This window comes from Salipiger bermudensis, assembly GCF_019801965.1.
Taxonomy (GTDB): domain Bacteria; phylum Pseudomonadota; class Alphaproteobacteria; order Rhodobacterales; family Rhodobacteraceae; genus Salipiger; species Salipiger bermudensis_A.
Map to the genome: position 1 here is coordinate 439,188 of NZ_JAHVIA010000001.1, position 26,081 is coordinate 465,268.

General features: G+C 66.5%; 24 protein-coding genes and 1 tRNA gene. 4 read left to right on the forward strand and 21 right to left on the reverse strand.

Going from position 1 to position 26,081, the window contains the following annotated elements:
- Positions 1-2: 2 nt before the first annotated feature.
- The 10 genes from KUV62_RS02170 to KUV62_RS02215 form a co-directional block, all read right to left on the reverse strand.
- Positions 3-338 carry a phage holin family protein gene (locus KUV62_RS02170; protein WP_222602030.1) on the reverse strand — a complete coding sequence of 112 codons (336 nt, stop codon included), beginning with the start codon at positions 336-338 and terminating at the stop codon, positions 3-5.
- A gap of 9 nt (positions 339-347) precedes the next feature.
- Complete coding sequence (locus tag KUV62_RS02175) at positions 348-707, reverse strand: YqjD family protein (protein ID WP_222602031.1); 360 nt, start codon at positions 705-707, stop codon at positions 348-350.
- A 114-nt stretch (positions 708-821) separates the two neighbouring features.
- The gene (locus tag KUV62_RS02180; protein WP_222602032.1) at positions 822-1,499 is read right to left on the reverse strand and encodes a hypothetical protein; all 678 of its coding nucleotides are present in this window, start codon (positions 1,497-1,499) and stop codon (positions 822-824) included.
- Positions 1,492-1,860, reverse strand: a complete 369-nt coding sequence (locus KUV62_RS02185) for a response regulator (RefSeq protein WP_222602033.1) — start codon at positions 1,858-1,860, stop codon at positions 1,492-1,494. The genes KUV62_RS02180 and KUV62_RS02185 overlap by 8 nt, the downstream gene beginning before the upstream one ends.
- Positions 1,857-3,821 (reverse strand): ATP-binding protein, encoded by a 1,965-nt coding sequence (locus tag KUV62_RS02190; RefSeq protein WP_222602034.1) that lies wholly within the window; start codon positions 3,819-3,821, stop codon positions 1,857-1,859. Before KUV62_RS02190 ends, KUV62_RS02185 begins: the two co-directional genes overlap by 4 nt.
- Positions 3,822-3,834: 13 nt before the next feature.
- Complete coding sequence (locus KUV62_RS02195; protein WP_222602035.1) at positions 3,835-4,776, reverse strand: response regulator; 942 nt, start codon at positions 4,774-4,776, stop codon at positions 3,835-3,837.
- Complete coding sequence (locus KUV62_RS02200) at positions 4,777-6,198, reverse strand: hypothetical protein (protein WP_222602036.1); 1,422 nt, start codon at positions 6,196-6,198, stop codon at positions 4,777-4,779.
- The gene (locus tag KUV62_RS02205; RefSeq protein WP_222602037.1) at positions 6,195-8,081 is read right to left on the reverse strand and encodes a glycosyltransferase family 2 protein; all 1,887 of its coding nucleotides are present in this window, start codon (positions 8,079-8,081) and stop codon (positions 6,195-6,197) included. Before KUV62_RS02205 ends, KUV62_RS02200 begins: the two co-directional genes overlap by 4 nt.
- 3 nt (positions 8,082-8,084) lie before the next feature.
- Positions 8,085-10,007, reverse strand: a complete 1,923-nt coding sequence (locus KUV62_RS02210; RefSeq protein WP_222602038.1) for a cellulose biosynthesis cyclic di-GMP-binding regulatory protein BcsB — start codon at positions 10,005-10,007, stop codon at positions 8,085-8,087.
- Positions 10,004-10,327 (reverse strand): hypothetical protein, encoded by a 324-nt coding sequence (locus KUV62_RS02215; RefSeq protein WP_222602039.1) that lies wholly within the window; start codon positions 10,325-10,327, stop codon positions 10,004-10,006. The genes KUV62_RS02210 and KUV62_RS02215 overlap by 4 nt, the downstream gene beginning before the upstream one ends.
- Positions 10,328-10,618: 291 nt before the next feature.
- Between KUV62_RS02215 and KUV62_RS02220 the strand changes: the two genes are divergently transcribed.
- Positions 10,619-10,692, forward strand: a tRNA-Cys gene (locus KUV62_RS02220).
- 198 nt (positions 10,693-10,890) lie between these two features.
- Here KUV62_RS02220 and speB read toward each other — a convergent pair.
- From speB to KUV62_RS02250, 6 genes are all read right to left on the reverse strand, one after another.
- Positions 10,891-11,805: an agmatinase gene (speB, locus tag KUV62_RS02225; RefSeq protein ID WP_222602366.1), complete on the reverse strand. Its 915-nt coding sequence runs from the start codon at positions 11,803-11,805 to the stop codon at positions 10,891-10,893.
- Positions 11,806-11,908: 103 nt separating this feature from the next.
- Positions 11,909-12,637 carry an MBL fold metallo-hydrolase gene (locus KUV62_RS02230; RefSeq protein ID WP_222602040.1) on the reverse strand — a complete coding sequence of 243 codons (729 nt, stop codon included), beginning with the start codon at positions 12,635-12,637 and terminating at the stop codon, positions 11,909-11,911.
- Positions 12,634-13,659, reverse strand: coding sequence for an ABC transporter ATP-binding protein (locus KUV62_RS22855; RefSeq protein WP_222602041.1), 1,026 nt, complete (start codon positions 13,657-13,659; stop codon positions 12,634-12,636). The genes KUV62_RS02230 and KUV62_RS22855 overlap by 4 nt, the downstream gene beginning before the upstream one ends.
- Positions 13,656-14,426, reverse strand: a complete 771-nt coding sequence (locus KUV62_RS02240; RefSeq protein WP_222602042.1) for an ABC transporter permease — start codon at positions 14,424-14,426, stop codon at positions 13,656-13,658. The genes KUV62_RS22855 and KUV62_RS02240 overlap by 4 nt, the downstream gene beginning before the upstream one ends.
- A complete protein-coding gene (locus tag KUV62_RS02245; RefSeq protein WP_222602043.1) occupies positions 14,426-15,280 on the reverse strand; it encodes an ABC transporter permease in 855 nt (284 codons plus the stop codon). Before KUV62_RS02245 ends, KUV62_RS02240 begins: the two co-directional genes overlap by 1 nt.
- 9 nt (positions 15,281-15,289) lie before the next feature.
- Positions 15,290-16,339 (reverse strand): spermidine/putrescine ABC transporter substrate-binding protein, encoded by a 1,050-nt coding sequence (locus tag KUV62_RS02250; protein WP_222602044.1) that lies wholly within the window; start codon positions 16,337-16,339, stop codon positions 15,290-15,292.
- A gap of 110 nt (positions 16,340-16,449) precedes the next feature.
- Here KUV62_RS02250 and KUV62_RS02255 point away from each other — a divergent pair, with 110 nt between their 5' ends.
- A complete protein-coding gene (locus KUV62_RS02255; RefSeq protein ID WP_222602045.1) occupies positions 16,450-17,091 on the forward strand; it encodes a TetR/AcrR family transcriptional regulator in 642 nt (213 codons plus the stop codon).
- 262 nt (positions 17,092-17,353) lie between these two features.
- On the opposite strand, the gene KUV62_RS02260 is transcribed toward KUV62_RS02255, so the two are convergent.
- From KUV62_RS02260 to KUV62_RS02275, 4 genes are read right to left on the reverse strand one after another with little or no spacing between them, the layout of a single operon-like run.
- A complete protein-coding gene (locus KUV62_RS02260) occupies positions 17,354-19,162 on the reverse strand; it encodes a dipeptide ABC transporter ATP-binding protein (protein ID WP_222602046.1) in 1,809 nt (602 codons plus the stop codon).
- A 1-nt stretch (position 19,163) separates the two neighbouring features.
- Positions 19,164-20,099: an ABC transporter permease gene (locus KUV62_RS02265; RefSeq protein WP_222602047.1), complete on the reverse strand. Its 936-nt coding sequence runs from the start codon at positions 20,097-20,099 to the stop codon at positions 19,164-19,166.
- 1 nt (position 20,100) lies between these two features.
- Positions 20,101-21,024, reverse strand: a complete 924-nt coding sequence (gene oppB / locus KUV62_RS02270; protein WP_222602048.1) for an oligopeptide ABC transporter permease OppB — start codon at positions 21,022-21,024, stop codon at positions 20,101-20,103.
- A 57-nt stretch (positions 21,025-21,081) separates the two neighbouring features.
- On the reverse strand, positions 21,082-22,707 hold the full coding sequence (locus tag KUV62_RS02275) for a peptide ABC transporter substrate-binding protein (RefSeq protein WP_222602049.1): 1,626 nt from the start codon (positions 22,705-22,707) through the stop codon (positions 21,082-21,084).
- A gap of 495 nt (positions 22,708-23,202) precedes the next feature.
- Between KUV62_RS02275 and KUV62_RS02280 the strand changes: the two genes are divergently transcribed.
- On the forward strand, positions 23,203-23,685 hold the full coding sequence (locus KUV62_RS02280; protein ID WP_222602050.1) for a hypothetical protein: 483 nt from the start codon (positions 23,203-23,205) through the stop codon (positions 23,683-23,685).
- A gap of 290 nt (positions 23,686-23,975) precedes the next feature.
- On the opposite strand, the gene KUV62_RS02285 is transcribed toward KUV62_RS02280, so the two are convergent.
- On the reverse strand, positions 23,976-24,671 hold the full coding sequence (locus KUV62_RS02285) for a fumarylacetoacetate hydrolase family protein (RefSeq protein WP_222602051.1): 696 nt from the start codon (positions 24,669-24,671) through the stop codon (positions 23,976-23,978).
- Between the two features lie 165 nt (positions 24,672-24,836).
- On the opposite strand from KUV62_RS02285, the gene KUV62_RS02290 reads away from it, so the two are divergent.
- Entirely contained in the window at positions 24,837-26,078 is a 1,242-nt protein-coding gene (locus KUV62_RS02290; RefSeq protein ID WP_222602052.1) for an NAD(P)/FAD-dependent oxidoreductase, read from the forward strand.
- Positions 26,079-26,081 lie beyond the last annotated feature (3 nt).

Consider the following 26,081-nt stretch of genomic DNA (forward strand, 5'->3'; position numbering starts at 1 on the left):
CATCAATCGTCGTCGTCATCGCTGCGCCGGCCAGCGGCGGTGCCTGCCGCGCGCCCTGCGAGGAAGGCTTCCAGCAGGCTGGCGAGGCTGGTTGCCGGCGGTGGCGGCGGAGCCGGCACCTTACGGCGGCTGGCCATGAGCACGAGGATCAGGGCCAGCGCGAGATAGCCCCCGCCGACGATCAGCAGGGCCATTTGCGGGTCATACCGGGCTGCCAGCGCAACCAGCGCGGCTTGGGTGAAGTAGACCGCAGAGACGATGACGCAGATCAGCGCAAGCGCTCCAAAGACGATCCGGCGGATAAGAAGACGCAGCCGAAGCTCGAGCGCGTAGAACATGAGCTGATCTTACCTCCGGGAGTTCAGGTAGCCCAGCAGGAAGCCGGCAGCCGCCGCGATGCCCACGGCCTGCAGCGGCGTGGCGCGGATCTGGCCGATGGCCTGATCTTCGAACTCGGCGACGCGGCGACCGGCGTCGCGCAGCATCTCTTCGCCCTGCCCGCGCACATCCTCGGCCTTGGCGCGCGCCTTGGCTTTGGCCTCGCGGCCGCGGCGGGTGCCGATATCGCCGACCATCTCGGTCAGCGAGGACAGGTCCTTGCGGAGGGTGGCGATCTGATCGCTCAGGGCGTCGAGGTCACGGTCCTTGCTGCTCATGCTGGTCGAGGCTCCGGTGCTGGTCGGGGTGTTTGCCGTCGTGTTGGCCATCGGTCTGGCTCCTTTGATCGGTGTGTCCTTTGACAAGCCAACGATCAGTCCCGGCCAAAGGTTCCGACATATGGCGGCAAACGGGGTCGTCAGTTTGGGGCGCGGGATGCCGCCTCAGAACTCGCGCCAGAGCCCGATCTTCAGCGATGCCGCCTCGTTGGTCAACTTGTAGGCCCCGCCAAGCTCGAGAAAGAAGCCGTTATCGAGCTTGATGACATGCGACGGCGCGATCGAGAAGCCGTCATCGCCGCCGGTCGGGGCGGAATATTGGAACTGCACCAGCGACAGCGAGCCCGAGGCATGGTTGATGCCGAGGGTCGTGTCGATCTTGCCCTCCTCCGAACCATCGCCCCGGAAGGCGTAGGAGGTCTCGATCCCTGCCCAGGCATTGCCGAACCTCGTCTGGAAGCCGCGCCCCCAGGAAATCCCCGGGCGCAGCACGCCGAAGGTCTCGTCCTCGATCTCGATAGCCCCGATGCCGAGCTCGACCGAGATCCAGGTGCCGGCATCGGTCGAGACCACCGGCGTGCGCAGGAAGAGCAGCCCCGTCAGGTCGCCCGACCCGTCGCTGCGCCCGGCATCGATGCCGAAGGTCAGACGGTCGGTCACGCCGTATTCGTAGAACAGCGACGAGTAGTTGCGGTCGGTCGTCTCGTTGATCTGGAACTGGTAGGAATAGGACAGGAAGGATTTCCCCTCCGGACGCGGCCATGCCGCCGCCTGCGCCTGCGCTGCCGGAAACAGCAGAAGACCCAGCGCAAGGGGCACAGCGCCGCGCCGAAGCTCAGCCATCCGCGTGCATTTCGCGCAGCACGTCGGCAAGCGACAGCGGATCGAACGGCTTGGGCAGGACCTCGGTGGCGCCGGCATCCCGCAGGTCGTCACTGGCGACGGCGTCGGATTTCGCCGTGCACATCACCACCGGCGTCTCGGCATTGGCCGGATCGCTGCGGACCGCCCGCAACAGCTGGCGCCCGTCCGGCGGCGGCATCATCAGGTCGAAGACGAACATGTCGAAGCTGCCGCTGGCGATCTCCTTCATCGCGGCCTCGCCGGAGGTGACCGCGGTCAGGTCGATGTCGTCTTCGCCATCGAGCGCAAGCTCGACGAGGGTGACGATATCGGGCTCGTTGTCGACAAACAGAACTTTCATTCCGCGGCACTCCGTTGATCCATCTGGGCCAGCGGCAGGCGCACGATGAAGGTCGACCCGTGCGCCCGGTCACCACCGGCTTCATCCTGATGTATGCTTTCGAGCGACAAAGTCCCACCCATGCGCTCCACGAGTTCGCGGGAAATCGCCAGTCCGAGACCGGTTCCGCTCGCCTGCGTGTCCGGGCCGTGCACGGGCTTGGCAAAACGCTCGAAGATCGCGCTCTGCGCGGCCGCCGGAATGCCGGGGCCGTGATCGCGCACCCTGATCACCACCTCGCCCTCGTCGAGCACGCTGGAGACCTCGACGCTTTCGCCCTTCGGCGAGTATTTGACGGCGTTGGAGATCAGGTTGTCCATCACCTGCTGCATGCGGATCGGATCGACCTGAACCGAGGCGCCGGTGTTTTGCAGCTCGAGCATCAGGCCGACGCCGAAGCCATCGGCATAGCCCTGCATGTTGGTCACCGCCTCGCGGGCGATATCGTTCGCGCGGATTGTCTCGAGCGTGACGTCGAGACGGCCCTGGTCCATCGCCTGCAGCGTCAGGATATCGTTGACCAGCATCAGCAGCCGGCTGGCATTGCGCTCGGCGAGGTCCAGAAGCTGCCGCGCCTTCGGCGGCAGATCGGCCCCGAAGCGCGAGGTCAGCAGCCGCATGGCGCCGTTGAGCGAGGTCAGCGGCGTGCGCAGCTCGTGGTTGACCGTCTCGACGAAGGCGGTGCGGGCCCGGATCAGCCGCTCTTCCGCCGAGACATCGGTGAGCACGCAGTAGAGCGTATGGCCCTCGACCTCTTCGACGAAGCTGACGCGGCAGCGGATCTCGCGGCCGATCACCCCGGCACGACCACCGGCATCGGGCACGAAGATGAACGAGGTGCTGTCGACGAGCTTGTCGAGCTCCATCGGCGCGCTGGCGCGGAAGCGCTCGACCGCGGCGCCGGCACTGTCGACCCCGAAGAGCTCCTGCGCCCGGCGGTTCGAGGTGCGGAACTCGCCCAGCGCATCGAACACGATGATGCCGTCATCGACGTTCTGGAAGATCGCCTGGAATTGCTTCGCGGCGCGCTTGGACTTCCACGCCTCCCTCTCGATCTGGGCAAGGCTGCTGCGCAGGGCCAGCATCCGGCGGTGCGCGAGCAGTGCGGCGTAGAGCGCAAGACCGGAGATCAGCGCGAAAACCGCGGTGAAGGCGACGGCGCGCAGCACGAAACTGCGGATCACCACCGGCCGCGGCAGCGCCAGAACGGTCTTGAGCCCGGTGCCCGGGATCGGCGCCGAAACCGAGATCAGCCGGCCTTCCTGGCTCACCTCCGCCCCCTCGGAAATGAACGCCGCGGTGCCGTCCTCGGCGCGGATGTCGAGCGACATGGCGGGGTCGAAACGGGTCTCTTCGAGGAGGCGCCGGAAATAACTCGCCTCGAGCGACGAGGCCATCACCCCCAGCACCGAGCCATCCTCGGCGCGGATCGGCCAGGCGATCGGCGTCACCCGCATCCCGGTGATCGGGGAATCCAGCGGCGCGCCGACGATATAGCCGTTGCCGCCTCCTTCGAGCGTGCCCTGGAAATAATCCCTGTCGTTGAGGTAGAGGCCCAGCACCCCATCGATCGAGGACCAGCGCACCGCGCCTTCGTGGTCGATCACCACCATCGCCGCGATCTGTTCGACATTCTCGACGAAGCTGCGCAGCCCCTCGCCATGCTCCGCCTCGAGCGCGGGCACCCGGTAGAGATTGAACCCTGCCAGGCGGTTGGTCATCGTCTCGGCGCGCAGCGTCGCCAGCTCGAGAGAGCCCAGGAAGTGTTCGTTGAAGAGCTCGGCAACATGCGTCAGGTGCACCTCGCCCTCGCGCATCGTGCGCTGGTAGTCGTAGTGCAGGAAGAACAGCAGAAGCGCACCGCTCGCCAGAACGAGAGCGACGAAGCCGCTCCGGAAACCGCGTGCAAGTCGATGTGGCATCTGCAGGCTCTCCCTAGTGGTTGCGTCTGCTGGCACCGGCGACCCGGATGCCGTTGCCGCCGCGTTGCCCCTGCTCCTCGAGCGCCCCGAAGGCCTTGCCCAGCGCTTCCGAGACCGTGCCGGCCGTCCCCGGCAGGGTGACGCCCACACTGACGCCCGGAAGCGCCCCCTTGAGCTTTCCCGGCATCGCCTCGAGCGTGCGCTTCACCGACATCGCCAGATCGCGCACATCGGCCAGCAGGGCATCGTCGTCATGCACCAGAGACACGCCGCAGAACGTGTCGCCTTCCCAATGCGCCAACATGTTGCCGGCCGGCATCCGCACCTGCGCCAGCGCTTCGGCCACCGAGGCGAGGATCGCCTGCCGCTCGCGCGAACTGAAATCCACCGTGTTGCGGGCCGTGGCATCGACCGAGAGCGCGAACACGCCGAGCGCGTCGATCCGGTCTTCGCTGATCTGGCCCAGCGCGTCCTGAAGGGAGTCGCGATCTGCAAGCAGCCCGGGCAGCGAGAACTGCGCGCGGGCGCGGCGGGTGCCACGGCTGCTGCGCGGCCCCGACTTGCGCCGGTCGAGCTCGGCCTTCAGGCGCAGCTGGGCCCGCAGGCGGGCCTGGAATTCGATGCGGTCGAACGGCTTGGTCAGGTAATCATTGGCGCCGGCCATGAAGGCACGCGACAGGGTACTCTTGTCCTCGCGGCTGGTGAGCATGACGATCGGCACGTCGCGCCATTTCTCCAGCGCCCGGATCCGGGCGCAGAGCTCGACCCCGTCCATTTCCGGCATCATCACGTCGAGCAGGACCAGATCGGCCGCCGCGTCGGACGCGGCCATGCTTTCAAGCGCCTCCTTCGGATTTCCGAAGGAAGAAACATCGTGATAGCCGAAATCAGCCAGCGTCGCCTTGATCAGTTCGCGCGCGATCTCTGAGTCGTCGACCGCGATAAACTTTCGCACTTATGTGTCTCCTGCTCTGTTGAGACGATAGACCATCCAGCCACCCGAATCATATACGAGTTCGAATCTCGAATCGTTGTTATTCTTGAGTCCCGGTAGCGCTCGCAACAGGCGATCCCGGACAACTGGAGCATTTTCTTCCACCTCGATGACAACGAAGTTTCCAGCCGGGCGCCCGCCAAACAGCACACGATCGTAGGCCGGATCACCTGCAGCGATGAAATTCCTTGCATTTCCCATCGCCGCGACAAGATCGGGATGGCGTTCGACATCCGCCAGGACGCCGTCTTGATCGCGCAGGAAGGCCGCAACCTGTGCCGCCTCTGCCACAGGGTTAGGCACCGGGCGTCCGGTTGCGGCTTGCAGCCAGGCCCGGCTCTCCTGCCCGCCCAGCGCCCCCAGCGCCCAGAACCCGAGCAGCGCCGAGAGCAGCGTCAGCGCCGCCAGCGGGGTCGAGCGCAGCGAGGTGCGCGTCCACCAGCGCGCCGCCACCGGGGCCGCGCCCAGCGCCGGCGCCGCCACGAGGATCGGATCGGGCTCGACCGGATAGACCCGGTTGAGTAGCGCCATGCCGACAAGGGTGAGGATCACCCCGCCGAGCGGCATGGAGAAGCGCGGCTGCACGAAGAGCCTGAAGATCACCATCAACGGCACCGGCAGCAGGCAGAGGAGCGCCAGGAAGGTCGCGCCGGCCCAGCTGCTGTCGGGCGAGAGCAGCTGGACCGCGAAGAAATTGGTCTTCAGCACCGCGCTGACGAAGAACAGCGACAGCACCGCCGCGGCCACCGGGAAGAACATCGACACGAGGTATCCCGTGGGCGAGACCACCAGCAGGCTGGGGCGCGCCGCGAGGACCAGCGCCGGCAGCGAGGCCAGCGCGAAGAGCACGCCGAGCTCGTGCGACATCGTCGCGACAAGCAGGCCGAGCGCCACCTTCATCATGTCCGGCGCGGTGCCGAACAGGCGGATGTTGACTAGGCCGCGGAAATAGAGCCAGGACCCGAGGATCAGGAACATGATGCTCGGCCCCTCGCTCAGACAGCGTAGGAAGATCGGGTTCAGCACCAGCAGCAGCACCACGAGCACCGCCGACAGCCGGTCATAGGCCGCGCGATTGAGCAGGTTGTAATACCAGGCTACCGCCAGCAACCCGCCCAGCGCCGCGCTCAGCACGTGCGGCAGCGGGATCCCGGTGCCACCGCTCAGCGATTGCATCACCAGCGCGACGGAGAAGGGCAGCGGCGGATAGAAGGCATCGGTGGCCCTGAAGGCCGCCGGACCGTCGGTCATCACGATGGCCTTGGCCCACATCTGGATGGTCGCGGAGGACAGGAAGCCGTTCGCCTCGACCCAGGCGATGGGCACCAGCATCGCCGCGCTCACCAGCAGCCAGATCGAGACCTTCCAGACCAGCGCCCTCATGCCGCGGCCTCACCCTCGTCGCCGGCCGCCTTGAGCTCCGCGGCGGTATGCTTCGACAGGCCATGCTGGGTCTTTTCCCAGTAGAACGGGTTCGACACCAGCTGCTTCAGCGCCTTGTAGGAGGCGATGGTCATCAGCACCCAGTAGCCCACGACCGTCACCCCCCAGGGCGCGAGATAGGTCCAGCGCCGGCGGAACGGGGCGACCATCGTCAGGTAGATCAGCAGCGCGTTTCCCGCGAGCAGGTTGATCAGCGACAGGTAGAGGATGGTGGGCGGGAAATAGGGCTCGATGACATCGGCCCCGAAGATCATCCAGAGCACGAAGATGCCCCAGAAGATCGGGTTCAGCAGGCCCGAAAGGAACGTCCCGCCAATGAAGAACACGAAGCCGATCAGGCCCGAGAGCCCCACGGTGCGCGCCAAGTGGATCGGACGCCGGGTGTGCACCAGGAAAGTCTGCATGTAGCCCTTGATCCAACGCGAGCGCTGCCGGATCCAGTTCGGGATCGAGACGTTGGCTTCCTCGAAGGTGGTCGAGTCGATCACCCCCACCCGGTAGCCCTTCTGGGTCAGGCGGATGCCGAGGTCGGCATCCTCGGTGACATTGTGCGGATCCCAGGCCTTGAGCTGGCGCAGCACGTCCATGCGGAAGTGGTTCGAGGTGCCACCCAGCGGGATCGGCACACCGAGGCGCTGCAGCCCGGGCAGCATCAGGTCGAACCACAGCGAATAGTCGAGCGTGAACATCCGCGTCAGCCAGTTTTCCTGCGCGTTGTAATAGTTCAGGCGGCACTGCACGCAGGCGGTATTTGGCGGCGACTGGCGGAAGGTGGCGATCACCTTCTTGAGCTGGTCGGGCTCGGGCTTGTCCTCGGCATCGAAGATCACCAGGAAATCGCCACGGGAATACTGCAGCGCGTAGTTGCAGGCCTTGGGCTTGGTCTGCGGGTGCGAGGCCGGCACCAGCACGATCTCGAACACGCCCTCGAGATCGAGCGAGCGCGCCGCCTCGATGGTATCGTGATCGCTCTCCTCGAGCACGATCTTGATGTCGAGCTTGGCCAGTGGATAATCCAGGTTGCGCAGCGCGTTGGTGAGGATCGGCAGCACCTCGGGCTCGCGGAACATCGGCACCAGCACGGTATAGACCGGCAGCTCGTCATCATGCAGCAGCGCCGCCTCCGCGGCGATCGATTGCGACATGCGCTCCTGCGCCTCGCTGCCGACCCAGACCAGCGTCGCCTTGAACAGGAAGTTGCCGAGGTAGAACACCGTCATCGCGAGGTTCAGCGCGATCAGCGTCGGCACCGGCTTGAAGGCCAGCCCGAGCAGGAAAAGGCTGGCAAGGCCATAGAGCACCACCACCTGCGCCGGCAGGATCACCTTGGAGGCCGACATCACCGGGTCGGTCTCGGCCAGTCCGAACACCGCCTCGTGCGATTGCTCCTCGCGGAAGGCGGTCTGCAGCGCCAGCGAGATGTCGAGCCGCGTCGCCACGGCGATGTCTACGTCGCTGCCGAAGATCTCGATGATCCGGATCAGGGTGAGCGGGCCCGGGCGCGAGGTCGCCACCGTGAGCCGGCCGCCCTCCTCGCGGAACGGGATCACCTGCGCTTCGGTCATCTCGGTGACATCGTAGCGGCGCAGCAAGGCGGTGTCGGCGGGCGTCTCCGAGAGATCTAGCAGCGGCAGGTCGTAGTAATAGGCCAGCTCGCGGTAGATCGTGGCGGCCTTCAGCCAGCGCTTGCCCAGGAGCACTTCAACGAGCCCGAGATCCCAGGCCTCTGCCAGGTCCTCGGCCTCGTCGAGCTGCGCGTCGGTCAGGATACCCCGATCGTAGAGCAGGTTGCCGATGGCCTCGCTTTCCGCGTCGAGCGCCACCGATCAGCCCTCGGAGCTGTCCCGGCGCTTCCGGTAGACGCCCTGGAGGAAGCGGATCAGAAGCAGGGTCAGCGCCAGCCACGCGGCCCCGACGATCCACGGCCGGTACTTTGCGAGAAGCTGGAGCAGATCGGTCTGATCGGGATAGCGGATCTGCAGCAGGTCGGCGCGGCTGCGCGCCACCGAAAGCACCAGCCCGTCCTCGTCGAGGATCGCCAGCTGCCCACGGTCGAACTGCAGCGGCAGCGTGCGCGACGGCTCCGGTGCAGGGCCGTTGCCGGGGCGGATCCAGATGCCCGGCCCCTGCACGGTTTCGACGACCTGCACGAAGCTCAGCGCCTCGAGCCCGGCGCCCGCGAACATCACCTCGCCGCTGCCGTCGAGGATCTCGACCGTGCCCTGATCGAAGCGCAGCGCGGGATCGCTGCCCTCAGGCGGGGTCGCACCGACATAGATGAACGGCCCGTCGACCTGCGAAAGCTGTGCCGCGCCGGTCACCGTCGCGGTGTCGGGGATCAGCGCACCGGCAAGCGGCACCAGCAGGGGCCAGGCCTCCTGCGTTACCCCGGGATCGGCCACCACCGTCACGCCATCGCGGAAGGTCTGCCGCATCATGAAGAAATCGTCACCCGGCGCATTGCCGTCGCCCAAGAGCAGCCGGCTCTGCGGCAGGATCTCGGCCGGGTAGCCCTGCGGCGCGAAGCGGCAGCCGCCGCCCTCGACCTGACGCTGCACCAGGATGTCGACCTGGTTGTCGCGGCCGATGAGCCCGGCCGGCAGGGCGAAATCCATCCATTCCGGCTCGGCGCTGTCGAGCGGCCGCGAGCCGATCATCGCATCATTGACAAAGACGCTCACCGCAACCCCGCGCCCGGAAGCGGAATTGGCCGCCGCGACCAGCAGCTCGAGCCGCTCAGGCAGCGTGCCCGCCGGCAGCGCATCGGCGGCAAAGGTGAAGCTGAAGGTGGAGCTGCCGACCACGTTCTGACGCAGCTGCGGCGCGCCGAGCTCTGCGAAGGTGATCTGCGAGCGTGCCGCTTCCGCGCCGCCGAGAGAGACCGGCGCGATCCGGTCGATCGCCGCCAGATCCTGCCACTCGCTTTCCAGCAGCGCCAGCCCGAGCGCAGGATCGCTGCCGCCGAACGCGAGCGCCGGACGACCGTCGAGCACGCTGACCTCGACACTGCCGCCGCGCGCCCCGTCCGGCAGCGCCAGCAGCGCGCCGCTGGTCCACTCGCGGCCACCGGCATCGCTGCCGCCAAGCTTCACCGATCCGAACTCGGCGTCATAGGCCGCACCGGCCATCATCGCGAAGGGCAGCATCGCCGCCCCCTCCCCGTCGAGCACCAGCCGCTTGTCGCGCGGCATCAGCCGGGCAACGTCGAGCGGGCTCTCCAGCTCGCCGCCGCGCACGTAGAGCTCGAGCGCGGAGCTCGGACGGATGAAAACGAAATCCCCGGATGCCCGCTCATCGATGCAGAGCTGCTCGGAATGGGCGCCGGAATATGCCAGCGTGACCTTGAGAAAGCCCCCGGTGATCGCGCCCTCGGGCACCGGCACCTCGACGGTCATGCGCCCGGAGCTGCCCTCGAGCGGCGCCACCTTGACCACGCGATCGGCCAGCGCGACCGAGACGAAGCGTTCGGTCTCCATGCTCTCGCCATGCTCGAGCTCGATGCGCAGCACCGCACCCTCGATCGCCTCGGGGCGCGCCGCCGGAAGGAAGAATGTCGCGTCGCCGGAGAGCTGGCGGAACTCGAGACCCGTTTCGAAGCCGATCTCGTCGAAGCGGACGATGCGGCGCAGGGTTTCGGTCGCCCGCGGGGCGGCGGCGGTGGCTTCCGAGGCGTTCTGCGCCAGCGTCGGCAGCGCCGAGCCGATCTGTGCGACGGCCAGCCCGGAGAGCAGACAGAGAGCGGTCCTCAAAGAGCCGCCTCCCGCGCCCGCATGATCCCGGCCAGCGCCACGATCAGGGCGTTGCGCTCGGCTTCGGTCAGGGTGCGGTTCTCGGCTTCCGCCGTCTCCAGCATCTTCAGGGCATCCTTGAGCAGCAGGTGCAGGTCGTTGAAACCGAGCATCCCGGCATTGCCCGCCGCTTCGTGCAGAATGCGGTGCAGATCGTGGATCTCGGACAGATCGACGGCTTCCTTGCCCAGCGTTTCCTTGACCGGGCGTAGCATCTCGGGAAGCGTTTCGATGAACCTGCCCTGCAGCAGTTTCAACGTTGCCGAATATGCATCACTCACGCTTGCTCTCTCCTCGCGACAGGCAAAAAACCTTTTCGATCAAGGGTTAGATCAACCCTAGACCGTTTTCCACATTCTTTTTTTCGCCACAATCTTGACTGACGCAACGAGAGGTCTGGCGCGACGGGCGGGCCTTCGGAAAATTTGGACTGATCACGGCACTCGATAGCGAAGCCTAACCCCAGAGCGCGGGACAGGTGAAGGGCGAATGCAGCCTGAAGAGGAATCTTGTGCCCCCTGCCATAACCGCTTGACGCCCCCGCGACGGGGCCCTAGAGAGTGCATCACTCTGGCGAGTTGGCGGAGTGGTGACGCAGCGGATTGCAAATCCGTGTACACCGGTTCGATTCCGGTACTCGCCTCCATCCCTTCCTGATGGTTTTGAACCCCTTGCTTTGCATGCAAAGCGAGCGGGTTTTGGCGTTTCCGGACATCTGGAAACGCAGGAAAGGCCGAGACCTCAGCAGAGGCATCCTACCCTGCCCCTCCCTCAAACCCCTGTCATCATGCGGAAATACGCGCGAGCCGGACATCCGCCCGACCCGCAAATATTTTCAGCAGCCTCAGCGCCCCTGCGGCACGCCCGGCAGGGCGCAGAGCATCTCGTAGAGGAAATTCGCCGCGATCACGGCGGTGTTCCCCGCGGGATCGTAGGGCGGAGAGACCTCGACCAGATCGCAGCCCACGAGGTTCAATCCGGCGCAGCCGCGGATGATCTCGAGCCCCTGCATGGTGGTCAGCCCGCCAACCTCGACCGTCCCGGTGCCCGGCGCGAAGGCCGGGTCGAGGCTGTCGATGTCGTAGGTCAGATAGACCGGCGCATCGCCGATCTTGCCGCGGATCTCGGCCATCAGCGGCGCCAGCGACTTGTACCAGCATTCCTCCGCCTGGATGCAGGTCCAGCCCTGCTTGCGGCCCCAGTCGAAATCATCCGCCGCATAGCCGGTGCCGCGCAGGCCGATCTGGAACACCTTGTCGTTGATCAGGCAGCCATCCTCCCAGGCCCGGCGGAACGGGCAGCCATGCGCGACGGTCTCGCCGAACATCTCCTCGTTGGTGTCGGAATGCGCATCCACGTGGATCAGCGCGACGGGGCCGTGGCGCTCCTTGATCGCACGCAGGATCGGCCAGGTCAGCGTGTGATCGCCGCCAAGCGTCAGCGGGATCGCGCCTTGGGAGAGGATGCCGCGGTAATGCTTGGTGATGATGTCGACGGATTTCTTCAAATCGAAGAGGTTGATCGGCACGTCGCCGATATCGGCCACCTGCAGGTGCTCGAAGGGGGCGGCGCCGGTGGCCATGTTGTAGGGCCGGATCATCCGGCTCTCGTCGCGGATCTGGCGCGGGCCAAGCCGGGTGCCGGGGCGGTTCGAGGTGCCGATATCCATCGGGATGCCAATGAAACAGGCGTCGAGCCCCGCGGCGGTCTCGGCGGCGGGCAGCCGCATCATGGTGGCGGGGCCGCCGGTGCGGGGCATCTGGTTGCCCCCGAGGGGCTGGTTCAGGCTGCGCTCGGTCAACGCATTCTCCTTGCTTGTCGGGCCGGCGCCTTGCCTGCCCGTGGGTGTTCTCAGGGCGCGCTCAGAGGCCCTTCTCGCGCAGCCAGCCGGTGACGATCTCGCGCAGGCGCTCGCCCGAGAAGGACGGGAAATGGCCGCCATGCACCACCCGCACCGGCAGCTCTGCCAAGCGGCGCATCGAGCGCACGTAGGCTTCGGCATCGGCGTGATAGGCATCCTCGATCAGCGGCCCGTCATAGACGATATCGCCCGAGATCAGCACGCCCGAGGCGGCCTCCCAGAGCGCGATGCCGCCGGGGCTGTGGCCCGGCGTGTGGATGACCTCGAAGCGGCGGTCACCGAGATCGATCATGTCGCCATCCTCCAAGAGCCGCGTTGCCGGCGCGCCCTTCACCGCATAGCTGGTCGAGCTGTAGGGGACGTCGGGAAGCGCGTCGAAGATCTCGTCGGTGACGTAGGGATCGGCCAGCGTGCTGGCGCGGGTCGGGTTGGCGAGGATTTCAGCCTCGGCGGAATGACAGAGCCGGCAGGGAAACTCGTGATGGCAGCCGATATGGTCGAAATGGGTATGGCTCGCCACCGCGTCGAGCGGACGCTCGGAGACCAGCGGCACCCACTCACGCAGGGACACCACCCCCATGCCGCTGTCGACCATCAGGTCGCGGTCGCGGCCGCGCACGTGCCAGATGTTGCAGCGGTAGAACTCCTGGATGTAGGGCTCGTCGATCCAGGTGATGCCGTCGTCGAGCTTGCGCTGGCGATACCAGTCCTTGGGCGGGATGCGGGTCATGCGGCCTCCGGGGCGAGAACCACCGGGTTGCGCCCGAAGAGCTCGACCTCCTCGCCGAAGCCCGGGTGCGCGCCCTGCGGCAAGTGCGCGGTGAGCAGCATGTCGGGCGCGGCGAGCGGGCGGAAATGGCAGCGGTGATAGGAGCCGTAGAACGCCGCCTCGACCAGCGTGGCGCGGCCGAGGCTGAAGCCCTCCGCAAGGCCGAGGCTCTCGGGGCGCAGGCAGAGCATCCCCTTGGCGGGCGCGATGGCAAGCGGCCCGAGCGGCGAGTTGACGCCGCTGCCGGACGGCGTCACCGGCACGCGGTTGGTCTCGCCCATGAAATCGGCCGAAAACATCGTGCGGGGCCGCAGGTAGACCTCCTCCGGCGTGCCGCAATGCTCGACCTTGCCGTGGTTCATCACCACGATGCGATCGGCGATGGCCATGGCCTCTTCCTGATCGTGAGTGACATGCACGAAGGTGGTGCCGACGCGGCGCTGGATCGCCTTCAGCTCCTCCTGCATCTGCCGCCGCAGCTTCAGGTCGAGCGCGCCGAGCGGCTCGTCGAGCAGCAGCACATCCGGCTCCACCGCGAGCGCCCGGGCCAGCGCCACGCGTTGCCGCTGCCCGCCGGAAAGCTCGTGCGGACGGCGCGCCGCCTTGTCGGCCAGCCCCACCATCTCGAGCATCTCCAGCGCCTTGGCGTTGCGCGCGGCGCGCCCGACGCCGCGCATGCGCAGGCCGAACCCCACGTTGTCGCGCAGCGACATGTGCGGGAAGAGCGCGTAATCCTGGAACATCGTGGTGGTGGGACGGTCCTTGGGCGCCACGTGGGTCATGTCGCGCCCGCCGATCAGCACCTGCCCTTCCGAAGGCGTGAGGAAGCCGCCGATGATCGACAAGAGCGTGGTCTTGCCGCAACCAGACGGCCCAAGCAGCACGATGAACTCGCCCGCCGCGATCTGCAGATCGACCCGGTGCAGCGCGGTGAAGCTGTTGAACCGGTGCTCGACGGCCTTGATGTGAACATCCGCGGTCATTTCGATCCCTTCCGGAAAAGCGTAAGTTCGAGCGCCACCACCACGATGACCGAGACAAGGAAGACCAGCGATCCCACCGCGTTGGTGGCGGGCGACAGGCCCGAGCGCAGCATCGACCAGATCTCGACCGGCAGGGTGACATCGAAGCGGGTCAGCAGGAAGGCGATGATGAACTCGTCCCAGCTGAAGGTGAATGCGAGGAAGAATGCGGCGGCCAGCCCCGGGGTCAGCATCGGCGCGGCGACGAACCACAGCACCTGCCACTCCTTCGCGCCGAGATCGCGCGCCGCTTTCAGCGCGCTCTTCTGGTGCTCGCCGATGGCGGCGTAGAGGATGGCGAAGCAGAGCGGCAGGTTAATCACCACGTGGCCAATGCCGGTGGCCAGCAGCGAGGGCCGGATCCCCACCTTGTTGAACATCTGCAAGAGCCCCAGCGCGATGATCAGGTAGCTCACGGTCATCGGCGCGATCAGCAGCCCGCGCATCACCACCGTGCCCGGCAGCAACACGCGGGCGAGGCCGGAGGCCGCGAGAAAGCCCAGCACCAGCGCCACCAGCGACGACAGCAGCGCCACGATCAGCGAATTGCCTAGCGCCTCCATCAGCGCCCGGTCGGTGAGGATCTCCCGATACCAGTCGAGCGTCGCGCCCTTGAAGGGCGGCACCGGCAGGCGTCCGTCCTGGAAGGAGAAGATCACCAGCGTCACCACCGGCAGCAGGATGAAGGCGAAGAGCGCCAGCAGGTAGGCCCAGGAAAGAATGCGCATCAAAGCCGCTCCATCTTGAGCCAGCGGGCGCAGCCGGCATAGGCCAGCGTCACGATCACCATGAGCACCACCGAGAGCGCCGAGGCCATGGGGAAATCCCCCCGCCGCCCGAGCTGCAGCATGATCAACTGCGGCAGGCTGAGCTCGTTGTTGCCGCCAAGGATCTGCGGCGTGATGTAATCGCCGATGCAGAGCACGAAGGTCAGGAAGGCGCCGGTCATCACGCCGGGCAGCGTCAGCGGCAGGATCACCAGCCGGATCACCTGCCACCGCGAGGCGCCGAGGTCTTCTGCGGCGCGGGCGTAGTTGGGCGAGAGCTGGACCAGGTTGGAATAGATCGTCAGCGTCAGCAGCATGACGAAGAAATGCACGAAGCCGATGATGGTGGCGGCACGGGTCGCCATGATCTGCACCGGCTCGGCCAAGAGCCCCAGCCCCACCAGCGCGTTCATCACCACGCCCTTCTCGCCCAGCACCAGCGCCCAGGAATAGGAGCGCACCACGTAAGAGGTCCAGAACGGCAGCACCGCAAGCAAGAGCGCAATGCGCCGCCAACGCGGCGGTACCCGCGTGGCGATGATCCAGGCCAGCGGCCAGGCGAGGAGCACCGAGATCAGGGTCACCACGACGGTGATCTCCAGCGACACGAAGATGCCCCGGCGCAGCGACGGATCGGTGAAGATCTTCAGGTAGTTGCCGAGGTCATGCCCCTGCACGATGTCGCGCCCCTCCATATGGGCGAGGCTCATCATCACCATCGCCGCAAAGGGCACCACGAAGAACGCCAGCGTCCACAGCAGCGCGGGAGCGACCAAGGCCGCTCCCTGCTGTCTTTCCTGTCTCTCGATGCTCATGGCCTTGCCTTAGTTCTGGAGCATGTCGGTCCAGAGGTCCTGCATCGCCGTGTCGGTCTCGGCATCGGGCACCGGGTAGAGCTGGGCGCGGGCGAGGTAATCGGCCTGATCGTCCCAGCGCAGGATCGCCTTCTGCTCGTCGCTCATCACGTCGCCGGCGGCCTGGTTGGCGGGCATCCCCCAGTAGCAGGACGAGGTCGCAAGACGCGCCTGCCCCTCGGGCGAGGTCACGTATTTGATGAACTCGAGCGCCAGCTCGGGCTTCTCGGTGCCCTCGACGATGGCCAGCGACTGCGCCCAGAGCAGGCCGCCTTCCTCGGGGATGGTCCAGTCGAGATCGGGGTTCTCGGCATTGAGCACTGCGGTCAGCCACTCGCCGCCGCCGATCAGCACGTCGACCTCGCCGGTGGCGAGCGCGGTCTGGCTGCTGACCACGTCCGAGACCTGCTTGGAGGCGGCGCCCAGCTTCATCAGCGGCTCGCGCAGGGTCTCGAGCGCTGCGGCGTCGAGATCGGCGGTGGCGACGCCCGCCTCGAGGCCCACCAGCCCCAGCACCGGCAGGTAATAGTCATAGATGGCGATGCGGCCGTCATACTTGCCCGACCACAGCGCATCGAGACTCTCCATGTCGGCGGGATCCACCGCCGCCTTGTTGTAGGCGATGGTGTTGTAGCCAAACTTCTCGGTCACCGCGTAGGTCGTGCCATCGATCGTGGTGTGATCGGCGAGCACCGCTTCGGGGAAGTAGCTGTCGGTCGAAAGACCTTCCGTCGGCAGCGGCGCCAGCAGGCCCCGCTCCACCGCGCGGCCGACATCGACCGCGTCGATCACCATCACGTCCCAGTCGCCGGGGCGCGATTGCTCGAGCAGGGTGAGGCCGGCGGCTGTGCCCTCGTATTCCTTCACGTTGACGCGCACGTCATGCGCTTCCTCGAACGGCTGCAGCAGCTCGGGGTCGGCATGGTCGCACCAGATCAGCGCGTTGAGATCCTCGGCCTGCGCCGTGGAGGCGAGGCCGGCCATGACGGCCAGCACCGAGCAGGTCTGTTTGATGAGCATTTACCCTCTCCTGTGGTTTTTGGCGGCGCTTGGCGGCCGCGTGACATAAAAAAGTTGAGCGCATTCATTTTTACAGTCAATACTAATTTTGAAGACCAACAGGAGCGCTCATGGCCGGACTTCGCGAAAGACAGAAAGCGAAACGCAATCGCGCCATTCTGGAAGCGGCAAGCACGCTTTTTAAGCAGAACGGGTACGAGGCGGCCCGGATCGAGGCCATCGCCGAGAGCGCCGAGGTCTCGGTGGGGACGCTCTACAACTACTACGCCCACAAGGCCGACCTGCTGCTGGCCATCGTGTCGATGGAGGTCGAGGAGGTGTTGCATCAGGGCGAAAGCGTGGTCACCGCCCCGCCCGGCAGCGCACGGGAGGCGATCTGCGCCCTGATCGCGACCTATTACGATCACTCGCTGGTCTACCTGACCAAGGAAATGTGGCGCACGGCGATGGCGTTCTCGATCCAGAGCGCCGACACCAAGTTCTCACGCCGGTATCACGCGCTTGATCAGGCGCTCTCGGAGCAGGTGGTGGCGCTGATGCAGCGGTTGCAGGGCGACGGGCTGATCGATGAGGCGGCAGACGCGCGGGCTCTTGGCGAGGTGATCTTCCTCGCGCTGAACGGGCTTTTCACCCTCTACACGGTGTCGGAGGACATGAGCCTCGACGCGCTGAAGGCGGCAATGTTCCACAAGGTGGCGGCGCTGACGGAGCTGGTGGCGGTGCCGGAGCTGCCGGAGGAAGCGGTGCGCTAAAGGCCCCTGCCCTGCTTGCACGCTCGAACTGAGCGCAAGCCGCGCCATCGCCGGCCCGCGGGATGGGGATCCGTCGCTCAGAACCTCTCGATTTATCCCGGCCAGATCCGAAGGACCTCGACACAAAGCGCCAACGTCACCAAATCGCCAGCCCGGGGGGCGGGCCGGCGATGGCGCGGCGCCCTTCGGCCTTGATTCCGCGCGAGGGTACCGATCGACCGTCTATAGGCGAAGACCCCGCCTCTCGACGAGGCCTCTGATCTCAGCCAGCAGCCCGCCCCAGCAGCCGCTCGAGCGGGTCGTGCTCGGCCACCAGATGCCCGCCGCCCACATCATCCAGGCGCGGCACGTAGACCGCCGCCTCGCCGTCCTTCAGCCGCGACGGCAGGAAGCGCAGCGCGGCGCGGGGATCGAGTGGCGAGGGCAGCTCACCGGGGATGCGGATCCGGGCCCGCGCCCGCTCGGCCTCGGGATCGGGGATCGGCACCGCAGAGATCAGCGCCTGCGTATAGGGATGGCGCGGCGCATCGCAGATCGTACCGGCATCGCCCAGCTCGACGACGCGCCCGAGATAGAGCACCATAATCCGGTTCGAGATCGCCCGTACCACCGACAGGTCGTGGCTGATGAACAGCATCGACATGCCGAACTCCGCCTGCAGCTCCTTCAGAAGCTGCACGATCTGCGCCTGGATCGAGACGTCGAGCGCGCTCACTGCCTCGTCGCAGATGATCAGCCGCGGCTTGGTGATCATCGCCCGCGCTATGCCCACCCGCTGGTTCTGGCCGCCCGAGAGCTCGTGCGGGTAGCGGTTGTACATGATCGGATCGAGCCCGACCCGCTGCATCATCGCCACCACCGCCTCGCGGCGCTCGCGCCCGGTCATCTCGGGGCGGTGGGTCTTGAGCGGCTCGGCGATGGAATCGGAGATCGTCAGACGTGGATCGAGGCTCGCCAGCGGATCCTGAAACACGATCTGCAGATCCTTGCGCTCGCGTGTCAGCGCCTTGCGGTCCATCTTGTTCAAGGGCTTGCCGAGCCACGAGACCGCGCCCGCAGAAGGCTCGATCAGCTGCAGCACGGCGCGCGCCAGCGTGGACTTGCCACAGCCCGATTCGCCCACGATGCCCAGCGTCTCGCCCTCGCGCAGCGAGAAGCTCACGCCGTTGACCGCCTTCAGCGGCACCTTGCGCCCGAACAGCCCGCCCTTCTGCTGGATGTCGAAATGCACCTTCAGATCCTGCACATCGAGGATCGTCTTTCCGCTCACCTGCCCCGGCGCGTCGCCGGCATCGATGCGCGGCATCGCGGCCAGAAGCTTGCGGGTGTACTCGTGCTCGGGCGCGGCAAAGATGCGCTCCACCGGCCCCTCCTCGACGAAGGCGCCCTTGCGCATGACCTTCACCCGGTCGCACATCCGCGCCACCACGCCCATGTCGTGGGTGATCAGCGCAATCGCCGTGCCCAGCTCGTGCTGAAGCCGCGCCATCAGGTCGAGCACCTCGGCCTGCACCGTCACGTCGAGCGCGGTGGTCGGCTCGTCGGCGATCAGCAGCTTGGGCTCGCAGAGCATCGCCTGCGCGATCATCACCCGCTGGCGCATCCCGCCCGAGAGCTCGTGCGGATACTGGTCGAGCCGTCGCTCCGCCTCGGGGATCTGCACCCGGTTCAGCCAGTCGAGGCAGTGTGCCCGCGCCTCCGCCCCGCGCAGCCCCTTGTGGACCCGCAGCACCTCGGCCATCTGCGCGCCGATCTTGAGATGCGGCGTCAGCGCGGTGAGCGGATCCTGGAAGATCATGCCCACATCCGCCCCGCGGATTGCGTTGAGCTTGCCGATGGGCAGGTTGAGGATCTCCTTGCCGGCAAGCTGAACGGAGCCGGTGGCGCGCCCGTTGGGCGGCATCAGCCCCATCGCGGCCATGAAGCTCTGGCTCTTGCCCGAGCCGCTCTCACCGACGATGCCGAGGCATTCACCCGGCGCGATGTCGAAGGAGACGCCCTTCACGGCGTCGATTTTGCCATCGGGCGTGTCGAAGGAGACCTTGAGGTCTTTTACGGAAAGAACGGTCATGTCAGCGATCCTTCGGGTCGAGCGCGTCGCGCAGGCCGTCGCCCACGAAGAACATCGCGATGATCAGCGCGACGTAGAAGAAGAGCGGGAAGAGCAGCTGCCAGAGCGTGCCGTAGGCCATCGTCCCCGCCCCTTCGGCGATCAGCCGGCCAAGCGAGGTGTTGGGCTCGGAGATGCCGAGGCCGAGGAAGGAGATGAAGGACTCTGCGAGGATCATCTCGGGCACCAGCAGCGAGGCGTAGACGATCACCACGCCGGCGAGGTTGGGCAGGATGTGGCGCCAGATGATGGTCCCTTCCGAGACGCCCGTCGCACGGGCCGCCTCGATGAACTCCCGGCTCTTCAGCGCCAGCGTCTGGCCGCGCACGATGCGGCTCATGGTCAGCCACGAGACCGCGCCGAGCCCGAGGAACAGCGCCGTGAAGCTGCGCCCCGCGACCACGAGGATCAGGATCAGGACCAGCGTCAGCGGGATCGCCAGCAGGATGTCGACGAAGCGCATCATGATGCTGTCGAGCTTGCCGCCGTAATAGCCCGCCACGACGCCCCAGAAGGTGCCGACAAGCAGCGCCATCGCGGCGCCGATCAGCCCCACCAGAAGCGAGGTCCGTGTGGCCTGGATGGTGCGGGCGAAAAGATCGCGGCCAAGGTCGTCGACGCCGAAATAGTGCCCGGTCTCGAGCGACGGGCCGCCCATGCCCTTCACGTCGCCCATCACGACCCAGTCGATCTCCTCATTCGACCATTGCGAGAAGAACGGCCCGAAGATCACGAAGCAGACGATCAGCAGGAGGATCAGGAGGCTCGCCATGGCGGCCTTGTTGCGCAGGAAGCGGTTGAGCGCGTCGCGAAACAGCGACCGGCCCCGCACGGCGGTGAAATCGGTGATCTCGTCCGCCAGCGCCGCGGCTTTGGGGGAAGTTCCGAAGAATGCCATGTCAGTACCGGATCTTGGGATCGAACCACGCATAGGCGAGGTCGGTCAGCAGGTTCACGATGACGGTCAGGGCGCCGTAGAGGATCGTCACGCCCAGCAGCACCGCGTAATCGCGGGTCAGGGCGGAGTTCACATAGGCTTGGCCGAGGCCGCCGGTGGAGAAATACAGGTCGACGAAGACCGAACCGGTCAGCACGTAGACGAAGACCGGGCCGAGATAGGAGATCACCGGCAGCAGCGTCGGCTTCATCGCGTGGCGCCAGATGATCGAGCGCTGCGGCAGGCCCTTGGCCCGCGCGGTGCGGATGAAGTTGGCGTTCATCACCTCGAGCATGGAGGAGCGCGTGATGCGCGCGATCGAGCCCATGTAAGAGGTCGAGAGGGCGATCACCGGCATGATGAGATACTGCCACTGGCCGCCGTTCCAGCCGCCGCCGGGCAGCCAGCCGAGCCAGAGCGTGAAGGTCAGGATCAGGATCGGGCCCATGATGAAGTTGGGCAGGGCCTGCGCCGCGATGCCGAGACTCACGGCGAAATAGTCGACCCAGGTGTTGTGGCGGATGGCGGCGGCGATCCCCAGCGCGACGCCCACCAGCGTGGCCGCGAGGAAGGCCAGCGAGCCGTAGGTCAGCGAGATCGGGAAGCCGGTCGCGATGATGTCGTTCACGTCGCGGTCCTTGTAGACGAAGGACGGACCGAAATCGAAATGCAGCACGATGTTGGCGAAGTAATCCCAGAGCTGCTTCCACAGCGGCTGGTCGAGCCCGTAACGGGCCTCGATATTGGCCAGCACGTCGGGCGGCAGCGGGCGTTCGGAGGTGAAGGGGCCGCCGGGCGCGAGGTGCATCATGCAGAAGGCGGCGATGACCAGCAGCGCAATGGTCGGAATGGCGACCAGAAGCCGCCGGAGAATGTAGATCAGCATGTCGGGATGTCCCTGTGGGTGAGCGCCCCGCCGCATGGGAGGGGCGCTCGGGTCGGTTTACTCGGCGGCCTTGTAGAGGTCCTTCGAGTACCAGTTGAACTGGATGTTGTTCACCGGGAAGTTCTTCAGCGAGTCGTCGATCATGTAGACGCCGGCGTAGTGGTAGAGCGGGATCACCGGCATGTCCTCGGCGAGGATCTCTTCCGCCTTGGTGTAGAGCGGCGCGGTGTCGTCGGCGGTCAGCGCCTCGGCGAGCAGCTGATCATACTCGGGGTTGGAATACTTGCCGTCATTGTAGCCCGAGTCGGACTGCAGCAGGTCGAGGAAGGTCGAGGCCTCGTTGTAGTCGCCGCACCATGCACCGCGCGCCAGCTCGAAGTTCTGGTTGCCGCGCTCCTCGAGGAACACCTTCCACTCCATGTTGGACAGCTGCGCCTGCACGCCGAGCTTCTGCTTCCACATCTGCGACAGCACCACGGCCACCTTCTGGTGCGCCTCGGAGGTGTTGTAGACCATGTTGAAGCTGAGCGGGTTGTCCTCGCCATAGCCGGCCTCGGCCAGCAGTTCCTTGGCCTTGGCGTCACGCTCCGCCTGGGTCATCCCGGCCATCTCGGTCGCGGGCGCATCGAAGCCCGCGGTGGCCTCGGGGGTGAATACGTAGGCCGGGGGCTGGCCGCCGGCCATCACGTTGTTGACGATGATATCGCGGTCCACCGCCAGCGCCAGCGCCTTGCGCACGTTGGGATCCTTGAAGGCCTCGGGGCCGCTCTCGGACAGGTTGAAGCTGTAATAGTAGTTGCAGAGCTTCGGGAAGCTGTGCGCCTCCTCGCCATACTCGTCACGCAGGCGCGGGAACTGGCCGGCGGGGATGTCGGTCATGTCGATCTCGCCGGCGCGGTAGCGGGTCAGCGCCACGTTCTCGTCGTTGATGATCAGCGCCACCGACTTGTCGAGGATGACGTTCTCGGCATCCCAGTAGGTCTCGCTCTTCTCGCGCACGATGGATTCGCCCGGGTTCATCTGGGTCAGCACGTAGGCGCCGTTGCCGACGAAGTTCTCGGGGCTGGTCCAGGCCGAACCATGCTCCTCGATGACGCTCTGCGGCGAAGGGAAGGTGGTCGAGTGCACCACCATCTGCGGGAAGTACGGGAGCGGCGTGGTCAGGCGCACTTCGAGCGTGGTGTCGTCGATCGCCTCGACGCCGAGCTCCTCGGGGGCCATGTCGCCGGCGACGACGGCATCGCCGTTCTCGAGCTTCATCAGCGAGATGAACCACTGGTAGGGCGAGGCGGTGGCGGGATCGGCGGCGCGGCGCCAGGCATAGACGAAGTCACCCGCGGTCACCGGATCGCCGTTCGACCACTTGGCATTGTCACGCAGGTGGAAGGTGTAGGTCATCTTGTCGTCGGAGAGTTCCCAGTCGGTCGCCACGCCGGGCACCAACTCGCCGTTCTCGTCCTGGTTCAGCAGGCCCTCGAAAAGGTCGCGCACCACGTCGGAGCCGTCGGTGTCCTCGACGATCTGCGGGTCGATCGAGGAGATGTTGTCGAGGATGCGGTAGGTGAAGGTCTGGTCCGCGGCCAGCGCCTCGCCGGTTTCGGGATGGGTCTCCTGCGCCACGGCGCCGGCGGCGAGGCCGGCGCTGAGGAACGTGGTCAGGGTCAATCGGGTCAATCGCGTCATGGCATATGCCTCCCTGTTCTGGGGTCGAGGGCGCCGCGCCCTCTTCTCGCCAAGGTATATTGAATTCAAGATGCAGCAATCATTACGTGAAACGCGCCGCAAGCAGCGCATCCAAGGATTCTGCACTCTCGATGACATGGGGCGGACCAACATCCGATTTCGCTCCCGCAGACAAGGGGTGGCAACGCGACGTAATCGCGCAGAGCACGAAATTCGAACCGCTTTGCGCGAGTCCTTGCCGCCATTGCTCCCGCGATTTCAGGCTCGCGGACGGGAGCACGCGGCAGGCGGTTAGCAACACACGCCTAACGCGCGTCGGTGGAGAACTTTCCCGCACCCACCCGGCGCAAAGCCCTCTTTTGACCCACAATCATGCTGCATCTGCGAGATTGTTGGCATAAAAACGATCGAGGCGTCTAAAGGTCTATCTGTCGCCCAACTTTTTTCATCCTTCACCCGCAGGCAAAAAGCGTTCCGATCAGAAAGGTTTATGGAATGCTAGGTATGATATCGGGTGCCGCGTCGGGCCTCCTCTCCAGCCCTTCGGCGCAGCTGGCAGCGAAGCCTGCCCAGACCGAAGACAGCGCGCTTGACGCCGTTTCGACGACCACCCCCACCGCAGAGGCGCCGGAGACCGGCGCGTCCGAAAGCGCCGGCACGAGCGCAAGCGAAAGCCCCGCCCCGAGCCGGGCGCAACGCGCCGCCAGCGCCGACGCGCCGGCCCAGACCGCCAGCCCGGCCCAGACCACGCAGGCCGACAGCGAAGAGCAGAGCGCCGACTCGCTCGCCTCGTCCCGCGCCCAGGCCATCGCCGCGCAGGACAGCTTCATGAAGAGCCTGCTGGTTGCCAGCATGAACGGCGAGGCCGAGGGCCCTGCGACCGAGCTGGCCGCGACCCCGAGCCGTGGAGCAGAAAGCTACGCGGCCGCGCGCAACGCCGGCTCTGAGACCCCGGCGGGCAAGGGCGTGCAGGCCTGACCCGCGCTCCACGGATCGCGGCGCTTCCACAAGGCGTCGCGGTCCGTCCCGGAAGAACGCCCTTTCCGCAGACAAGAGCCGCGCCCCTCCGGCCCGCCGCCGGGATGTCAGGGGGCCAGCCCCCTCTTGGCGCTGCGCGCCAATTCACCCCCGAGGTATTTTGAAACCAGAGAAGACGAGGGCGCGGCGCCCCTGGCTTCTCTTCGTCAAAAATACTCCCGCCGGAGGCGTCCGACCGTGCCGTTTGCGCAAGGGCCGGGCCGCCGGGAAGCGCCGACCAAGGCGGCAGGTCAGCCGCGCGGACCGATGAGCGTGGTGATCTCCCCGACCCCTTCGATGACGACATCGCAACGGTCGCCCGGCACCAGCGCCCCGACGCCAGCCGGCGTGCCGGTCATGATCAGGTCTCCCGGTTTCAGGGCGACGCTCTGCGACAGGAAGGCCACCACGTCCTGCACCGGCCAGATCATCTCGGCCAGATCGCCGTCCTGCTTCATCTCGCCGTTCACCGACAGGCTGATGCGCCCCTTCGAGGGATGGCCGATCTCGCTGGCCGGAACCAGCGGCCCGATCACCGCCGAGCGGTCGAAGCCCTTCGACAGGTCCCACGGGCGGCGCAGCTCCTTGGCGGCATTCTGCATGTCGCGCCGCGTGAGATCGTTGCCCACGCCGTAGCCCCAGACATGCTCGAGCGCCCGGTCCGCGGCGATGTCTCGGCCGCCGGCGCCGATGGCGACCACCAGCTCGGCCTCGTAATGCAGGTTCTCGGTCTGCGGCGGGTAGGGGATCGTCGCGCCATCGTCCACCACGGCGTCGGCGGGCTTGGTGAAGAAGAACGGCGGCTCGCGGTCCGGGTCGCGCCCCATCTCGCGGGCATGGGCGGCGTAGTTGCGCCCGACGCAGAAGATGCGGCGGACCGGGAAGCGGTCTTCGCTGCCGGAAACGGCGACGGAGGCTGTTTCCATCGGGGGGATGACAAAGCTCATGCGAACTCCCGTGTCTCGTGCTGTTTCTAAAGGCTTACGCCCGGAGCGGCTCCGGATACCAGCCCCTTTCCCCGCGCCCCCAGATTGACAGGGGCGGTGAAGGGGCGCTTGATCCCGGCAACAGGAAAGGACGGCGCCGGGACGGTCGCCGCAAGAGGGTGCAAGATGAAGAAGACAGTGGCAGTGATCGGCGCCGGCATCGTGGGGGTCTCGACCGCGATCTGGCTGCAGCGCGACGGGCATGACGTGATCCTGATCGACAAGGCCGGCCCCGGCGAGGGCACAAGCCACGGCAATGGCGGCGTTCTGGCCTCGTGCTCGGTGATGCCGGTGCCCGGCCCCGGGCTGTGGACCAAGGCGCCGAAGATGCTGCTCGACCCGAACCAGCCGCTGTTTCTCAAGTGGTCCTACCTGCCCAGGCTGATGCCGTGGCTGATGAAATACATGAGCCACGCCAATGCCGACAGCGCCCGCCGCCGCGCCGCCGCCGCGACCTCGATCATCGGCGACAGCCTGTCGGACCACCTCGCCCTCGCCACCGGCACCGGAGCGGAGAAATGGGTCGTTCCGAGTGATTACGTCTTCATCTACAACACCCGCGCCGATTACGAGGCCGATGCCTTCGGCTTCTCGGTGCGCAAGGAGAACGGCTTCGATTGGGAACTGCTGGAGGATCAGGCCTTCCGCGACTACGATCCGATCTGGGGCCCGCAGATGACTTGCGCCGCGCGCTTCCCCGATCACGGCCGGATCGCGGATCCGGGCCAGTACGTGAAGGACTTGGCCGGTCACGTGCAGTCGCAGGGCGGACGGCTGATCATCGGCGAGGTGAGCGACATCGCGCGCGAGAAGGGCGCGGTCACCGGCGTGCGCATCGGCGGCGAAACCATCGCCTGCGACGCCGCGGTGCTGACCACCGGGGTCTGGTCGGGCCCGCTTGCCGCCAAGCTCGGCGTCAAGCCGCCGCTCGAATCCGAGCGCGGCTACCATCTCGAGCTCTACGAGCCTTCGGTCATGCCGCGCTCGCCGGTGATGATCGCCTCGGGCAAGTTCGTGGCCACCCCGATGGAGGGCCGGCTTCGGCTCGCGGGGATCGTCGAGCTCGGCGGGCTCGACCTGCCACCCTCGCGCGCGCCCTTCGCGCTGCTGGAAAAACAGATCCGCGCCGCCATCCCCGGCCTGACCTGGAAAAAGACCGTCGAGTGGATGGGCCACCGGCCCTCGATGTCCGATTCCTTGCCGGTGATCGGGGAATCCCCCGTGGTGAGCGGCGCTTACATGGGATTTGGCCACGATCATGTCGGTTTGACGGGCGGTCCGAAGACCGGGCGCATCCTATCTCAGCTGATCTCTGGCACCACACCGAACATCAACCTTGCGCCATACGCCCCCGATCGGTTTCACTGAAGG

Excerpts from the sequence above, each read along its gene's own strand:
- KUV62_RS02170 (WP_222602030.1), bottom strand. The coding sequence starts at position 338 with ATGTTCTACGCGCTCGAGCTTCGGCTGCGTCTTCTTATCCGCCGGATC.
- KUV62_RS02175 (WP_222602031.1), bottom strand. The coding sequence starts at position 707 with ATGGCCAACACGACGGCAAACACCCCGACCAGCACCGGAGCCTCGACC.
- KUV62_RS02180 (WP_222602032.1), bottom strand. The coding sequence starts at position 1,499 with ATGGCTGAGCTTCGGCGCGGCGCTGTGCCCCTTGCGCTGGGTCTTCTG.
- KUV62_RS02185 (WP_222602033.1), bottom strand. The coding sequence starts at position 1,860 with ATGAAAGTTCTGTTTGTCGACAACGAGCCCGATATCGTCACCCTCGTC.
- KUV62_RS02190 (WP_222602034.1), bottom strand. The coding sequence starts at position 3,821 with ATGCCACATCGACTTGCACGCGGTTTCCGGAGCGGCTTCGTCGCTCTC.
- KUV62_RS02200 (WP_222602036.1), bottom strand. The coding sequence starts at position 6,198 with ATGAGGGCGCTGGTCTGGAAGGTCTCGATCTGGCTGCTGGTGAGCGCG.
- speB (WP_222602366.1), bottom strand. The coding sequence starts at position 11,805 with ATGCCCCGCACCGGCGGCCCCGCCACCATGATGCGGCTGCCCGCCGCC.
- KUV62_RS02230 (WP_222602040.1), bottom strand. The coding sequence starts at position 12,637 with ATGACCCGCATCCCGCCCAAGGACTGGTATCGCCAGCGCAAGCTCGAC.
- KUV62_RS22855 (WP_222602041.1), bottom strand. The coding sequence starts at position 13,659 with ATGACCGCGGATGTTCACATCAAGGCCGTCGAGCACCGGTTCAACAGC.
- KUV62_RS02240 (WP_222602042.1), bottom strand. The coding sequence starts at position 14,426 with ATGCGCATTCTTTCCTGGGCCTACCTGCTGGCGCTCTTCGCCTTCATC.
- KUV62_RS02245 (WP_222602043.1), bottom strand. The coding sequence starts at position 15,280 with ATGAGCATCGAGAGACAGGAAAGACAGCAGGGAGCGGCCTTGGTCGCT.
- KUV62_RS02250 (WP_222602044.1), bottom strand. The coding sequence starts at position 16,339 with ATGCTCATCAAACAGACCTGCTCGGTGCTGGCCGTCATGGCCGGCCTC.
- KUV62_RS02255 (WP_222602045.1), top strand. The coding sequence starts at position 16,450 with ATGGCCGGACTTCGCGAAAGACAGAAAGCGAAACGCAATCGCGCCATT.
- KUV62_RS02260 (WP_222602046.1), bottom strand. The coding sequence starts at position 19,162 with ATGACCGTTCTTTCCGTAAAAGACCTCAAGGTCTCCTTCGACACGCCC.
- KUV62_RS02265 (WP_222602047.1), bottom strand. The coding sequence starts at position 20,099 with ATGGCATTCTTCGGAACTTCCCCCAAAGCCGCGGCGCTGGCGGACGAG.
- oppB (WP_222602048.1), bottom strand. The coding sequence starts at position 21,024 with ATGCTGATCTACATTCTCCGGCGGCTTCTGGTCGCCATTCCGACCATT.
- KUV62_RS02275 (WP_222602049.1), bottom strand. The coding sequence starts at position 22,707 with ATGACGCGATTGACCCGATTGACCCTGACCACGTTCCTCAGCGCCGGC.
- KUV62_RS02280 (WP_222602050.1), top strand. The coding sequence starts at position 23,203 with ATGCTAGGTATGATATCGGGTGCCGCGTCGGGCCTCCTCTCCAGCCCT.
- KUV62_RS02285 (WP_222602051.1), bottom strand. The coding sequence starts at position 24,671 with ATGAGCTTTGTCATCCCCCCGATGGAAACAGCCTCCGTCGCCGTTTCC.
- KUV62_RS02290 (WP_222602052.1), top strand. The coding sequence starts at position 24,837 with ATGAAGAAGACAGTGGCAGTGATCGGCGCCGGCATCGTGGGGGTCTCG.